This is a genomic window from Actinomadura sp. GTD37, assembly GCF_041951365.1.
Taxonomy (GTDB): Bacteria; Actinomycetota; Actinomycetes; order Streptosporangiales; family Streptosporangiaceae; genus Spirillospora.
Map to the genome: position 1 here is coordinate 470,382 of NZ_JBGNUS010000004.1, position 12,478 is coordinate 482,859.

The following is a 12,478-nucleotide window of genomic DNA, read 5'->3' on the forward strand; positions in this document are numbered from 1 at the left end:
AGGACCCCGCCGCGTTCCAGGAGGTGGCCGATGGCCGCGCTGCTCCGCCCGTACGCCGACGCCGAGCCGGACGGGTCCGCCCTCACCGATGAACGCGGCAGCACGTCCTGGCGGGAGCTGGACGCGCGGACCGACCGGCTGGCGAACGCGCTGCGCGGCCTCGGCCTGGCCGCCGGCGACGCCATCGCGATCCACTCCGGCAACCGGCGCGAGTACTTCGAGCTGATGTGCGCCGCCGGCCACATCGGGCTCCGGTACGTCATGGTCAACTGGCACTGGACGGCCGGCGAGCTGCGGTACGTGCTGACGGACGCGGGCGCGCGGGCCCTGTTCTCCGAGGACGCGCTCGGCGGCGTCGCGCGCGAGGCGTCCGAGGGCGTCGGCCTCGCCGCACGCGTCGCGTTCGGCGACGCGGTCGAGGGCTTCACCCCGTACGAGGAGTTCCTCGCGTCCGGCGCGCAGGCGGAGATCGCCGACCCGGTCATGGGCTTCCCGATGTTCTACACCTCGGGCACCACCGGACGGCCGAAGGGCGTGCGCCGCAAGCAGCTGGGCGCCGGCGCGCCGATCGAGACGGCGAGCCTCGTCGGCGACGTGTTCGCCGAGGTCCTGCGGATCCCGGCGGGCGGCCGGTCGCTGCTCGTCGGCCCCGTCTACCACTCGGCGCAGTGGCTGTGGTCGCTGGCGTTCCTGCTCAGGGGCAGGCCCGTGGTGATGCGGCGGGAGTTCGATCCGGCCGGGACGCTCCGGCTCATCGACGAGCACGCGATCACGAACGTGCACCTCGTGCCGACCCAGTTCGTCCGGCTGCTGCGGCTGGACGAGGAGACCCGCGCGGCCTTCGACGGCTCCAGCCTCGCGGTCGTGTGGCACGGCGCCGCGCCCTGCCCGCCCGAGGTGAAGCGGCGGATGATCGACTGGCTCGGCCCGGTCGTCCACGAGTACTACGGGTCCACCGAGGCGTCGGTGAACAGCGTCATCACCGCGGAGGAGTGGCTGGAGCGGCCCGGCAGCGTCGGCCGCCCGCTGCCGACGACGGAGGTCCGCGTCCTGCGCGAGGACGGCGGGCCCGCCGCCGCCGGCGAGCGCGGCCAGATCTACTTCCGCTACACGAGCGGCGACGACGTCGAGTACTGGGGCGACGAGGAGAAGACCCGCTCGGTGCACCGCGCGGACGGCCTGTTCACCACCGGCGACGTCGGCTACCTGGACGAGGACGGCTACCTGTTCCTCGCCGACCGCGTCATCGACATGATCATCAGCGGCGGGGTGAACATCTACCCGGCGGAGATCGAGGGCGTGCTGATCACCCACCCGGCCGTCCGGGACGTGGCGGTGTTCGGCGTCCCGGACGAGGAGTTCGGCGAGCAGGTGAAGGCCGCCGTCGAGCCGTCGGACGGGTACGCGCCGTCCGGCGCCCTCGCCGCCGAGCTGATCGGGCACGTCCGCGCGTCGCTCGCCGGCTACAAGGCGCCGCGCTCGGTCGACTTCGTCGCCGAGATGCCGAGGACCCCGACGGGCAAGCTCTACAAGCGCCTCCTCCGCGACCCGTACTGGGCGGGGCGGAAGCAGCGGATCTGACTCACTCCAGCAGCGCGAGGACCGCGTCCAGGCCGGTGAGGCACGCGTCGGAGCCGAGCCCCCGGGCGACGGTCGCCGCCGCCGCGGCGCCCCAGCGGGCCGCCTCCAGGACGTCCCGCCCGTGTTCGAGCCCGGTGATGAACCCGGCGCAGTACGCGTCGCCGCAGCCGGTGGTGTCGACGGCCTCGACCGGCAGGGCGGGCAGCCGGTGGACGCCCCCGGCGGTCGCGACGAGGCTGCCGTCCGCGCCGAGCGTGACGACGACCGTGCCCGGCCCCCGGTCGAGCAGCGCCCGCGCGGCCTTCTCCGGGTCGCTCTCCCCGGTCATCGCGGCCGCCTGCTCCTCGTTCGGCAGGAAGTGGTCGACGTGCGGGAGGAAGGCGGCGGCGCCGGCCAGCAGGTCGGGCAGGTTGGACAGCGGGTCCATCGTGACGACGGTGCCGGTCCGGCGGGCGGCGGCGAGCATCTCGAAGAACGCCGGGTCGTTGAGCCCGAACGTGACGTCGGGCCCGCCGAGGTGCACGACGCTCGCGGCGCCGAGCAGGCCCGGCCCGACCGCGCCCGTCGTCAGCGTCAGGTTCGCGCCGGGGACGTGGAAGCTGGGCCGGCCGCCGTCCGGCCGGATCGGCAGGATCGACGCGCTCGTCTGGTCGGCCGTCCGGCGGACGAGCCCGGTCACGTCCACGCCGTTCCGCGTCATGATCGTGACGAGGAGGTCGCCGAGGTCGTCGTCCCCGATCGCGCCGACCGAGATGACGTCGTTGCCGAGCCGGGCGAGGGCCACCGCGGTCCCGGCGGCGGCGCCCGCGGCGGTCACCCGGATCTGCTCCACGACGACGGTGTCCTGCCCGTCCGGGATGCCCTCCACGGGACGTGCGAGCACGTCGAGGATGTGCGCACCGACAGTGACAACGGTCATGACCGGCCCCTTAATGATCGTCAGGGCCGTAGCGTACGCGGTGGAGACCGAAGAACGTGAGAGGTGTTCGCATGTTGTTGAAGGACGAACGGCACGAGCTGTGCGCCATCGGCCGGCGGCTGGCCGGCGCCGGCCTCGTGACCGGCGCGTCGGGCAACGCCAGCGTCCGGTCGGGCGACCTCGTCGCGGTCACCCCCGGCGGCATGATGCTGGACCGGATGGAGCCCGCCGACTGCCCGGTGGTGAACCTGTCCTCGCGGCTCGTCGAGGGGGAGCGGGCGCCGTCCTCCGAGACGCCGATGCATCTCGCGCTCTACGCGGCGACCCCGGCCGCGGCCATCGTGCACACGCACTCGACCTACGGCGCCGTCGTGGCGACGACCATGTCCGAGCTGCCGCCGATCCACTACAACACGCTGCTGCTGGGCGGCGTGGTGCGGGTCGCCGAGTACGCCACCTACGGGACGCCCGAGCTGGCGGACAACGTCCGGGAGGCCATGGCCGGCGGCAAGCGCGCCGCGCTGATGGCCAACCACGGCGGCGTCGCGATCGGCCGCGACCTGGACGAGGCGTTCGAGAACGCGCGGCTCCTCGAATGGCTGTGCGGCGTCTACGTGCGCGCGAGGATGATCGGCGAGCCGCGCGTCCTGACGGACGAGGAGCTGGCGAGGGTGGTCGAGCGCGGCCTCGCGCCGCCGGAGTTTCCCCGCGTGTAACCTAACGCTTGTTAGGTTGACTCCGGGAGGCCCGCCTTGCCCTTCGTCCTGATCGACCGGCCGCGCCCGCACATCACGCTCATCACGCTCAACCGGCCCGAGCGCATGAACGCGATGGCGTTCGACGTGATGGTCCCGTTCCGCGAGGCCCTCGAAGAGGTCAGCCGCGACAACGGGACACGCGCCGTCGTGATCACCGGCGCCGGGCGCGGCTTCTGCTCCGGCGCCGACCTGGAGAACCCCGGCGACCTTCCGGGCATCGACGGGCTGACGCTGCCGACCATCGCGCTGCGCTCGATGGAGCTGCTGGACGACGTGGTCCGCGCGATGCGGCGCGTCCACCAGCCGGTCATCGCGGCGGTCAACGGCCCGGCGATCGGCGGCGGCCTCTGCCTGTCGCTGGCCGCCGACATCCGGCTCGGCGCCGAGACCGCGCTGTTCCGCGCCGCCGGCATCAACAACGGGCTGACCGCGAGCGAACTCGGCCTCAGCTACCTGCTGCCGCGCGCGATCGGCTCGTCCCGCGCCTTCGAGATGATGCTGTCGGGGCGCGACGTGGACGCCGCCGAGGCCGAGCGCATCGGCCTGCTCTCGCGGGTCGTCCCCGCCGACAAGCTGCTCGGCTCCTGCTACGACCTCGCCGAGCGGATCGCCGCGTTCAGCCGTCCCGGCGTGGAGCTGACCAAGCGGATGCTGTGGTCCGGCCTGGACGCCGCGAGCCTCGACGCGCACATGGGCCAGGAGGGGCTCGCCCAGCTCTACGTCCGGCTCACCACCCGCAACTTCGAAGAGGCGATCAAGGCCCGCAAGCAGCACCGGCCCCCGGACTTCGAGGACTGACGGACGGCGGCGTGGCAGGGTGAAGGGGTGCCGAAGCTCTCGCCGGACGACGCGCGCCGCCTCCTGACGACGGTCCCCGTCGTGCGCCTCGCGACCGTGGGGGAGGACGGGCGGCCGCATCTCGTCCCCGTGGCGTTCGCCGTCCACCGTGGCAGCGTCTACACGGCCGTGGACCACAAGCCCAAGAGCACGCGGGATCTGCGGAGGCTGGCCAACGTCCGCGCCAACCCCCGGGTGGCCCTGCTCGCCGACCATTACGAGGACGACTGGGACCGCCTGTGGTGGGTCCGCGTGGACGGCCACGCCCACATCGTCGACGACCCCGCGCGGATGGCCGGGCCCGTCGCGCTCCTCGCGGACCGCTACGCCCAGTACCGCGACCGCCCGCCCGAAGGCCCGGTCGTCGCGATCACGATCGACGCCTGGACGGGCTGGTCCGCGTCCTGAGCCGGCGGGCCCGGTCTCAGAGGGACCGCTGGAACGCCGTGACCGCCTCGGCCACCTTCTCGGGGAACTCCACGTGCGGGTGGTGCCCGGCCCCGTCCAGGAGGACGACCCGCCCGTCCAGCTTCTGCGCGACCCACTCGGCTTCGGCGGCCGGGTCGGGCCAGTCGATGTCGCCCGTCCCCATGATGACGAGCACGGGCGCCCGCACCCGGTCGAGCCGCGCCTCGGCCTCGGCGTGCGACATGCTCAGGTAGCCGGCGATGACGCCGCCGCGGCCCGGCTCCTTCAAACTGGCCTTCAGCTTGGCCTTGTGCTCGGCGAAGTCGGCCGGGGGCACGGGCTCCCACTTCGGGTAGTACGACATGTAGAGCGGAACCGCCAGGCCGGGGACCCGCATGAGGGCGATGGTGAGCTTCTGCGCGAACCCGGCCTCGCCGTCGCGGACGAACGGCGCCGCCAGCACCAGCCCCTCGATGAGCTCGGGGGCCTCGGCCGCGACCCAGACGGCGGCCGCCGCGCCGTTCGAGCAGCCGTAGACCAGGGCCGGCCCCGCGTCCAGGTGCCGCAGCAGCGCCAGGAGGTCGTGGGCCAGGGGCGTGCTCCCGTACTCGGGCCACCGCGCGCTGCTCTCGCCCATGCCGCGCTGGTCGACGGTCACGACCCGGTAGCCGGCCTTGAGCAGCAGGGGCCGCAGGAACCGGTACTGGGACCGGAGGTCGAGCATCGACGGCAGGCACACGATCAGCGGGCCCCCGTCGCCGCCGTCGCCGCTGTCGTCGTAGGCGAGCCGCCCACCGGGAAGGTCGAGGAACCGGGTCTCGCTCATCGCACACTCCTTGAATTTCAGTAGCCCTATAGCTAATGATATTAGCCATAGGGTGGGCGCGAGTCAAGAGCGGTGCTCTCGGGCGTCAGTCCCAGGCCGCGCCGATCCGCGCCAGGTCGGCGGCGTACTCGATCCGGGCGGACCACTCGTCCGGCCAGGCGCCCATGCCGTGGCGGGCGCCCGCGAAGGCCCCGGCCAGGCAGGCGATCGAGTCGGAGTCGCCGGAGCTGGCCGCGCCGCGCCGGATCGCCCGGACCGGCTCGTCCGGGAACAGCAGGAAGCACAGCAGCCCGGTCGCGAGGGCCTCCTCGGCGACCCAGCCCGCACCGGTGGCCGCGCAGGGGTCGGCCGCGCGGTCGCCGCGCGCGACGGCCCCGTCCAGGCGGTCGAGGACGGCGAGGCACTCGTCCCAGCCGCGCGCGATGAACGTCTCCGGGGCGTCCGTCCCGGCCCGCCGCCACAGGTCGCCGAGCCAGCGCTCGTGGTAGGCGGTGCGCTGCTCGTGGCAGCGGTCGCGGAGCGCCGCGGGCAGGTCGGACGGGTCCATGCCGCCGGCCAGCCACCGGACGGCGAACGCGGTCAGCTCGCTGGCGGCCAGCCCGGTCGGATGGCCGTGGGTGAGGGCGGCCTGGAGCTGGGACGCGCCGGCCCGGGTCTCGTCCGTCAAGCCGGGCGCCAGGCCGACCGGCGCGACCCGCATGTTGGCGCCGCAGCCCTTGGAGTCCGCCACGGTCGCCTGCACCCAGGGCTTTCCGGCTTCGAGGCTCCGGCACGCGCGCAGGCACGTGTTGCCGGGCGCGCGGTTGTTGTCGGGGCTGTTCAGCCAGTCGACGAAGCGGCGCCGCCACATCGGGGCGACCAGGCCGGGGGTGAACGGGGGGTTCGCCAGGGCGTCCAGGAGGGCCAGGCCCACCGCGATCGCCATCTGCGTGTCGTCGGTGACGAGCGCCGGGTCGCCGTCGGGCTGCGCGGGCCCGTGCTCGCCGAAGCGCCGGTTGATCTGCTCCATGGTGAGGAACTCGGTCGGCGCTCCCAGGGAGTCGCCGTACGCCAGCCCGAACATCGCCCCGCTCGCCCGTCTCATGGCGGGCATTCTTCCGCAACCGGTCTCAACCGGCACGCTGGAAGCGGCCCGGCGTCATGCCGTAGCAGCGGACGAACCAGCGCGTCAGATGGCTCTGGTCGGCGAAGCCGGTGCGGGCCGCGACGTCCCCGATCGCGTCGCCCCGGGCGAGGAGCCGCCTGGCGGCGCGCAGCCGGAGCTGGCGCTGGTAGTCGCCCGGCCCCATCCCGTACGCCCGCCGGAAGCCCCGGTACAGCGCGAACCGGCTGCACCCCGCCGCCTCGGCCAGCGCGTCGGCGCCGATGTCGTCCAGGTACGCCTCGTCGAGACGCCGCCTGGCGCGCTCGACGTGGCCGCCGGAGTACGCGGTCCCCGGACGGCGCGTCGCGGCCCGGTCGACCATCGCCCCGACCGCCGCGGTCAGCAGCTCGTCCCGCCGGAGGGCCGTCGCGCCGCCGAGGAGCGCCGCGTGCAGCCCGCGCAGGCTCCGCGCCAGGACGGGATCGTCGACGATGGGGAAGTCGAACAGGGGGAGCCCGGCCGCCCGGCCCGCCATGTCGGCCAGCACGCCGGACACCAGTTCCGGCCCGATGTGCACGATCCGGTACGTGAAGCCCAGCTCGTCGGCCGGGCGGCCGTCGTGCGGGTCGTCGGGGTTGAACGCGATGACCATCCCGGCCGCGCTCGTGTGCGCGCCGCCCCGGCAGCGGAACGCCTGGTAGCCGTCCTCGGTCACGCCGAACGAGTACGCCTCGTGGCTGTGCCGGTGGTACACGTGCCGCTCGAAGTGGGCGTGCATCGCCTCCAGGGGGCGGTCGGGCGACCGCCAGTACCGGCTCCAGTCCACGCGTCCCAGTCTGGCGCACGAGCGTTCAAGACGGGCCGCCGCCGGTCGCGGCACCCTGTCCGGCATGCGTTTCGACACCAAGATCGGGATCGTGGTCCGGGACGACCTGGCCGCGTGGCAGCGCCTCAACGTGACCGCGTTCCTCGCCGGCGCCGTGGCGGGCGGCGTGCCCGGCGTGCTCGGCGAACCGTACGAGGACGCGTCCGGCAACCGGTACCCGGCGATGTTCCGGCAGCCCGTCCTCGTGTACGAGGCCGCCGCCGAGGCGATCGTGACGGCGCACGCCCGCGCCCTCGCCCGCGGGATGGACGTCGCCGTCTACATCGAGGACATGTTCGAGACCGGCCACGACGAGGCGAACCGCGCGACCGTCCGGGCGGTCGCGGCCGAGGACATGCCGCTGGTCGGGTTCGCCGTCCACGGCCCGAAGAACGGCGTGGACAAGGCACTCAAGGGGTTGCGGCTGCACCCGTGAGCCCGGCGAGCGCGGCGAGCCGCTCCCGGTGCCGGTCGGGGGAGCCGAACAGCTGCCGCGACCCCTGGGCGCGCTTGAAGTACAGGTGCGCGTCGTGCTCCCACGTGAACCCGATGCCGCCGTGCAGCTGGATGGCCTCGCCCGCCGTGTGGAAGAAGGCGTCCGAGCAGTACGCCTTCGCCAGCGCGGCGGCGGCCGGCAGCTCGTCCGGGCTCTCGTCGGCGACGCCCGCCGCGTTCAGCACGGCCGACCGGGCCGACTCCACCAGCACGAACATGTCCGCGCACCGGTGCTTGATCGCCTGGAACGACCCGATCGGGCGCCCGAACTGGTGCCGCACCTTCGCGTACTCGACCGTCATGTCCAGGGTCCGCTGCGCGCCGCCGAGCTGCTCGGCGGCCAGCGCCACGGCCGCGACGTCGAGCGCCCGCAGCAGCGCGTCCCGCCCGCCGACCCTGCGGGCCGGGACGCCGTCGAACTCGATCCGCGCCAGCTTCCGCGTCTGGTCGAGCGTCGGCATGAGGGTCCGGGTCAGCCGCGACACGTCCTCCACGGCGTACACCCCGGGGCCGTCCTCGCCCAGGGCGGCGACGAGCACCAGATCGGCCAGGTGCCCGTCCAGGACGAAGCTCTTGCCGCCCCGCAGCAGCCCGTCCCCGAACGTGGCCCGGACGTCGCCGAGGTCCCAGGACCCGCCGTCCTCGGCCACGGCCAGCGTCGCGATGACCGACCCGTCGGCGATGCCGGGCAGCAGGTCATGGCCGCCCTCACCGGCCTCCAGCGCCGCCGCGGCCGTGATCGTGGCGAGGAACGGCGCGCACACGACCGCGCGTCCCATCTCCTCGAACACGACGGCCAGCTCCCGGATCCCGAAGCCGGCGCCGCCGTGCTCCTCGGCGATCGCGAGGCCCTGCAGCCCGAGCTGCTCGGCCATCTGCGCCCAGACCCCGGGGTCGTGGCCCTCGGCCGTCTCCATGAGCCGCCGCACCTCGGCGGCGGGGGACCGGTCGGCGAAGAAGCGCCGCAGCGCGTCCCGCAGCTCCCGCTGTTCCTCGGTGACGACGAGCTTCATCGCGGCGGCCTCCCACACGTGTCCCAGTTTTACCCGGTCATCGTGCCAGCGCGCCGGGCGCCGCCCGCCCGGCGCTCCCATCCAGCGGGACGGTCAGGGCGCCCAGTCGTGCGGCCCGAGCACGTACCCCTCGCTGGTCGAGTGCAGGTGGTTGATCGCCACGAGGTGCCCGAGCGCGGCCCACAGATCCTCCTCGGGCGCCTCGACGAGCGCGCCGATCGCCGCGAAGTCGGCCGCGCCGCGCTCCTTGTCGATCTCCGCCACGGTCTCGTACACGACCAGCTCGAAGTCCGACAGCTCCTGGACGTCCCCGCGCCTGACATCACGCTCATCCATAGCCGACCCGTGCCCACTCCGGCCCGTTCTATCTCCTTCTGGAGAGAGGAGCGGCGCGCGGCGGGGCTCGTGGATCATCATCTCTCAGGGGAAGGGACTACCCATGGAGCGGAAGGGGACGGCGATGAGGGCTGTGCGCATTCATGAGCGCGGCGGTAGCGGGGGACTCGTCCTGGAGGACGCGCCGCGACCGCGGCCGGCGACGGGCGACGTGGTCGTACGCGTGCACGCGGCGGGGTTCGTGCCGGACGAGCTCGACTGGCCGGGCACCTGGGTGGATCGAGCGGGACGCGACCGGACGCCGTCGATCCCGGCCCACGACGTCGCCGGCGTGGTCGCCGAGGTCGGCTACGGAACCGCCGGCCTGGCCGTGGGCGACCGCGTCTTCGGCCTGACCGACTGGCACCGCGACGGCGCGGCGGCCGAGTACGTCGCGGTCGAGGCCCGCAACCTCGCCCGGCTGCCCGAGTCGTCGACGTTCACCGAGGCGGCCGCGCTGCCGCTCGCCGGGCTGACCGTCTGGCAGGCGCTCTTCGTCCACGGCGGCCTGGAATCCGGCAAGTCCGTCGTCGTGCACGGCGGGGGCGGCGGCACCGGAAGCCTGGCCGTCCAGCTGGCCCGCGGAGCCGGCGCGCACGTCATCGCCACCGGCCGGGCCCGCGCCGCGGACGTCGCGACCGAGATGGGCGCGCACGTATTCGTCGACCTGGAACGGCAGCGCTTCGAGGACGCCGTCGGCCCCGTCGACCTGATCTTCGACACCATCGGCGGCGACCTGCTCGCGCGCTCCGCCGGGAGGGTCGGGCCCGGCGGCGCCCTGGTCTCGATCACCGCGCCGCCCCCGGTCGAGCCCGAGAACGGACGCGCCGTCTTCTTCATCGTCGAGCCCGACCGCGCCCAGCTCGCCGAAATCGCGCGGCGGGCAGAGTCGGGGCGGCTCCGGGCCCATGTCGGCGCCGTGTACCCGCTGGCCGAGACCCGCGAGGCGTTCGAGGCCAAGCGGAAGGGGGTCCCCGGCAAGGTCGTCATCGAAGTCTGACGCCCGCCGCCCGGGACGGGACGCCGGCCGGACAGGCGGCTTCGCCCGTCGTCCGCCGGCGGCGGCCGGACGGACGCGGGCGAGGCCGGGTACCGCGCCGCTAGCGAACGCCCGCCCTCGCGGCCTGCTCGATTCCGCGGGCGACGGTCGTGGGCGCCGTCACCAGGCCGAGGTGCCCGGCGTCGTACTCGGTGACGGTGGAGCCTGCCCGTGCCGCCATGGCGCGTTCGGCGCCGGGCGGGATGATCCTGTCCTTGTCTCCGATGAGGTACCAGGACGGGATCGTCCGCCAGGCGGGAGCCCCGGACGGCTCGTTGAGCGCGCCGAGCGTGACCGGGCGCTGCGTGGCCGTCACCAGTGCCATGTCCGGTGCGCTCAGCCCGATCGCGAACGACGCCGAGACGGTCGACCGCTTCAGGTAGAGGTCGGTCGCCGGGGTGGGCGGGAGGGCGGCGGGGACGAAGTCGAACAGGGTGGTGGGGTCGGCGGCCGAGAGCGCGGAGTCCGGCCCGGCGAGGGCCGTCGCGGTCTCGCCTTCGTCCGGCGCGAAGGCGTTGACGTAGACGAGCGCCTTGACGCTCGGGTTCCCCGTCGCCGCGTTGGTGATCACCGCTCCGCCGTAGGAGTGGCCGACGAGGACGATCGGGCCCTTCAGCGTCTCCAGGAAGGCCCGCACGTACGCGGCGTCCCCGGAGAGCGACCGCAGGGGGTTGGCGACCGCGGCGACGGAGTACCCGTGGCGCTGGAGCCTCGTGACGACTCCGCTCCAGCTGGAGGCGTCCGCCCAGGCTCCGTGCACGAGCACGACCGTGGGCTTCGGCGCTCCGGGCCGGCTCTCCTGCGCGGGGGCGCTCCGCACCGGGACGAGGCTCACCAGGACGAGGACTGCGGCGAGGACGATCGCCGCGGCGGGCCGTCTCCTGACGTGGTGCGCTGCGCGGATTCGAGGACTGGTCATGAGCCTCTCCCTTTCCATGGGAAGGTTCCGGAGTCGGGCGCGTGGTGGCCGACGTGAGTCAAGACAGCGCACCGGCCCGTCCTGTGACACCCGCGGCCGCGCCCGCCGCTACCGGGCGGCGGCCAGGCCGTCCTCCTTGAGCCGGGTGAGGAAGAAGTCTCGGACGTCCCCGGCGAGCAGCTCCGGGACCTCCATCGCGGCGAAGTGGCCGCCGCGGTCGAACTCCGACCAGTGCCTGATGTCGTACAGCCGCTCGGCCAGCGGCCGCACCGGCTGCGTGATGTCGTGCGCGAACACCGCCACGCCGAGCGGCGCCCGGCACGGCGCGCCGCCGCGCGGGGTCTCGCGGGCCAGCCGGGCCGAGGAGGCCGCGGTGGCGGTCAGCCAGTACAGCGAGACGTCGGTGAGCATCCGGTCGTCGTCGATCTGCGTGTCGGGGCCGGTCCACTGCGCGAAGCGCTCGGCGATCCAGACCAGCTGGCCGACCGGCGAGTCGGTCAGCGCGTAGCCGATGGTCTGCGGGGTGAGGGCCTGCAGCGCCTGGTAGGGCGGGCGGTTCGCCATCAGGTGCCGGACCTTGTCCAGCCGGGCCTCGTCGGACGCGGACAGCTCGACGCCCGCGTCCGGGTCCGGCCGGGTCGGCAGGTAGTTGACGTGCACTCCGACGACGTTCGCGGGCGCCGCCGCGCCGAGCGCCGTCGAGATGCCGGCCCCGAAGTCGCCGCCCTGCGCGCCGTAGCGCTCGTACCCGAGGCGGCGCATCAGCTCGGCCCAGGCCCGCGCGACCCGGCCGGCGTCCCAGCCGCGCTCATGGGTCGGCCCCGAGAAGCCGAACCCCGGGATGGACGGGATCACCAGGTGGAAGTCGCGCGACAGCGGCTCGATCACGTCGCGGAACTCCAGGAACGAGCCCGGCCATCCGTGGGTGAGGATCAGCGCGAGCGCGTCCGGCCTCGGCGACCGCACGTGCACGAAGTGGACGTCCTGGCCCTCGATCTCGGTGGTGAAGTGCGGGAGTTCGTTGAGCTCGGCCTCGTGCCGGCGCCAGTCGTAGCCGGTGCGCCAGTACTCGGCCAGTTCCTTGAGCCGCGCCAGCGGGAAGCCGTAGTCCCATCCGGCGTCCGCGATCTCGTTGGGCCAGCGGGTGCGGGCGAGCCGGTCGCCGAGGTCGTCGAGGTCGGCCTGCGGGATGTCGATGCGGAACGGCTTGATCATGGTCTTCGCTCCCTCGGGTATGCGTTCGCCGGCCAGATGTTTGGCACGGCCAACGTTGGCGAGACCAACGATAACATGGTCGTTGGCTCGCCCAATGGTTCGAGGGAGTCGTGGCGCGCGCCGTCGCGCCGTCCGCGAGGGGAC

At 73.9% G+C, this 12,478-nt stretch carries 14 protein-coding genes; 6 read left to right on the forward strand and 8 right to left on the reverse strand.

Going from position 1 to position 12,478, the window contains the following annotated elements; translation table 11 throughout:
• The first annotated feature begins 30 nt into the window (after positions 1-30).
• Positions 31-1,581, forward strand: a complete 1,551-nt coding sequence (locus tag ACA511_RS23770; protein ID WP_375026776.1) for an AMP-binding protein — start codon at positions 31-33, stop codon at positions 1,579-1,581.
• Between the two features lies 1 nt (position 1,582).
• Here ACA511_RS23770 and ACA511_RS23775 read toward each other — a convergent pair whose 3' ends face one another.
• Entirely contained in the window at positions 1,583-2,500 is a 918-nt protein-coding gene (locus ACA511_RS23775) for a carbohydrate kinase family protein (protein WP_375026777.1), read from the reverse strand.
• Between the two features lie 71 nt (positions 2,501-2,571).
• On the opposite strand from ACA511_RS23775, the gene ACA511_RS23780 reads away from it, so the two are divergent.
• The 3 genes from ACA511_RS23780 to ACA511_RS23790 are packed head-to-tail and all read left to right on the forward strand — an operon-like array spanning position 2,572 to position 4,503.
• Positions 2,572-3,216 (forward strand): class II aldolase/adducin family protein, encoded by a 645-nt coding sequence (locus tag ACA511_RS23780; protein WP_375026778.1) that lies wholly within the window; start codon positions 2,572-2,574, stop codon positions 3,214-3,216.
• Positions 3,217-3,252: 36 nt separating this feature from the next.
• Positions 3,253-4,056, forward strand: coding sequence for an enoyl-CoA hydratase (locus ACA511_RS23785; RefSeq protein ID WP_375026779.1), 804 nt, complete (start codon positions 3,253-3,255; stop codon positions 4,054-4,056).
• 27 nt (positions 4,057-4,083) lie between these two features.
• A complete protein-coding gene (locus ACA511_RS23790) occupies positions 4,084-4,503 on the forward strand; it encodes a TIGR03668 family PPOX class F420-dependent oxidoreductase (RefSeq protein WP_375026780.1) in 420 nt (139 codons plus the stop codon).
• A 16-nt stretch (positions 4,504-4,519) separates the two neighbouring features.
• Here the strand turns inward: ACA511_RS23790 and ACA511_RS23795 are convergent, their stop codons facing one another.
• The 3 genes from ACA511_RS23795 to ACA511_RS23805 all read right to left on the reverse strand — a co-directional run bounded on the left by ACA511_RS23795 (position 4,520) and on the right by ACA511_RS23805 (position 7,239).
• On the reverse strand, positions 4,520-5,329 hold the full coding sequence (locus tag ACA511_RS23795) for an alpha/beta fold hydrolase (protein WP_375026781.1): 810 nt from the start codon (positions 5,327-5,329) through the stop codon (positions 4,520-4,522).
• Positions 5,330-5,414: 85 nt separating this feature from the next.
• Positions 5,415-6,413: an ADP-ribosylglycohydrolase family protein gene (locus ACA511_RS23800; protein WP_375026782.1), complete on the reverse strand. Its 999-nt coding sequence runs from the start codon at positions 6,411-6,413 to the stop codon at positions 5,415-5,417.
• Between the two features lie 25 nt (positions 6,414-6,438).
• Entirely contained in the window at positions 6,439-7,239 is an 801-nt protein-coding gene (locus ACA511_RS23805; RefSeq protein WP_375026783.1) for an AraC family transcriptional regulator, read from the reverse strand.
• A 64-nt stretch (positions 7,240-7,303) separates the two neighbouring features.
• Here ACA511_RS23805 and ACA511_RS23810 point away from each other — a divergent pair, with 64 nt between their 5' ends.
• Positions 7,304-7,714 carry a DUF2000 family protein gene (locus ACA511_RS23810; protein ID WP_375026784.1) on the forward strand — a complete coding sequence of 137 codons (411 nt, stop codon included), beginning with the start codon at positions 7,304-7,306 and terminating at the stop codon, positions 7,712-7,714.
• Here the strand turns inward: ACA511_RS23810 and ACA511_RS23815 are convergent.
• Together ACA511_RS23815 and ACA511_RS23820 are read right to left on the reverse strand one after the other, a co-directional pair.
• Positions 7,689-8,804 (reverse strand): acyl-CoA dehydrogenase family protein, encoded by a 1,116-nt coding sequence (locus ACA511_RS23815; protein WP_375026785.1) that lies wholly within the window; start codon positions 8,802-8,804, stop codon positions 7,689-7,691. The two genes, ACA511_RS23810 and ACA511_RS23815, sit on opposite strands and share 26 nt — an antisense overlap.
• A gap of 75 nt (positions 8,805-8,879) precedes the next feature.
• Positions 8,880-9,122, reverse strand: a complete 243-nt coding sequence (locus ACA511_RS23820) for a hypothetical protein (RefSeq protein WP_375026786.1) — start codon at positions 9,120-9,122, stop codon at positions 8,880-8,882.
• A gap of 124 nt (positions 9,123-9,246) precedes the next feature.
• Here ACA511_RS23820 and ACA511_RS23825 point away from each other — a divergent pair, with 124 nt between their 5' ends.
• On the forward strand, positions 9,247-10,161 hold the full coding sequence (locus ACA511_RS23825) for an NADP-dependent oxidoreductase (RefSeq protein WP_375026787.1): 915 nt from the start codon (positions 9,247-9,249) through the stop codon (positions 10,159-10,161).
• 100 nt (positions 10,162-10,261) lie between these two features.
• Here ACA511_RS23825 and ACA511_RS23830 read toward each other — a convergent pair whose 3' ends face one another.
• Together ACA511_RS23830 and ACA511_RS23835 are read right to left on the reverse strand one after the other, a co-directional pair.
• Complete coding sequence (locus tag ACA511_RS23830) at positions 10,262-11,119, reverse strand: alpha/beta fold hydrolase (RefSeq protein WP_375026788.1); 858 nt, start codon at positions 11,117-11,119, stop codon at positions 10,262-10,264.
• Positions 11,120-11,227: 108 nt separating this feature from the next.
• Positions 11,228-12,334 carry an epoxide hydrolase family protein gene (locus ACA511_RS23835; protein WP_375026789.1) on the reverse strand — a complete coding sequence of 369 codons (1,107 nt, stop codon included), beginning with the start codon at positions 12,332-12,334 and terminating at the stop codon, positions 11,228-11,230.
• Between the last annotated feature and the right edge of the window lie 144 nt (positions 12,335-12,478).

Coding starts and splice junctions, on each gene's coding strand:
- ACA511_RS23770 (WP_375026776.1), top strand. CDS start 31: ATGGCCGCGCTGCTCCGCCCGTACGCCGACGCCGAGCCGGACGGGTCC.
- ACA511_RS23775 (WP_375026777.1), bottom strand. CDS start 2,500: ATGACCGTTGTCACTGTCGGTGCGCACATCCTCGACGTGCTCGCACGT.
- ACA511_RS23780 (WP_375026778.1), top strand. CDS start 2,572: ATGTTGTTGAAGGACGAACGGCACGAGCTGTGCGCCATCGGCCGGCGG.
- ACA511_RS23795 (WP_375026781.1), bottom strand. CDS start 5,329: ATGAGCGAGACCCGGTTCCTCGACCTTCCCGGTGGGCGGCTCGCCTAC.
- ACA511_RS23800 (WP_375026782.1), bottom strand. CDS start 6,413: ATGAGACGGGCGAGCGGGGCGATGTTCGGGCTGGCGTACGGCGACTCC.
- ACA511_RS23810 (WP_375026784.1), top strand. CDS start 7,304: ATGCGTTTCGACACCAAGATCGGGATCGTGGTCCGGGACGACCTGGCC.
- ACA511_RS23820 (WP_375026786.1), bottom strand. CDS start 9,122: ATGGATGAGCGTGATGTCAGGCGCGGGGACGTCCAGGAGCTGTCGGAC.
- ACA511_RS23825 (WP_375026787.1), top strand. CDS start 9,247: ATGAGGGCTGTGCGCATTCATGAGCGCGGCGGTAGCGGGGGACTCGTC.
- ACA511_RS23830 (WP_375026788.1), bottom strand. CDS start 11,119: ATGACCAGTCCTCGAATCCGCGCAGCGCACCACGTCAGGAGACGGCCC.
- ACA511_RS23835 (WP_375026789.1), bottom strand. CDS start 12,334: ATGATCAAGCCGTTCCGCATCGACATCCCGCAGGCCGACCTCGACGAC.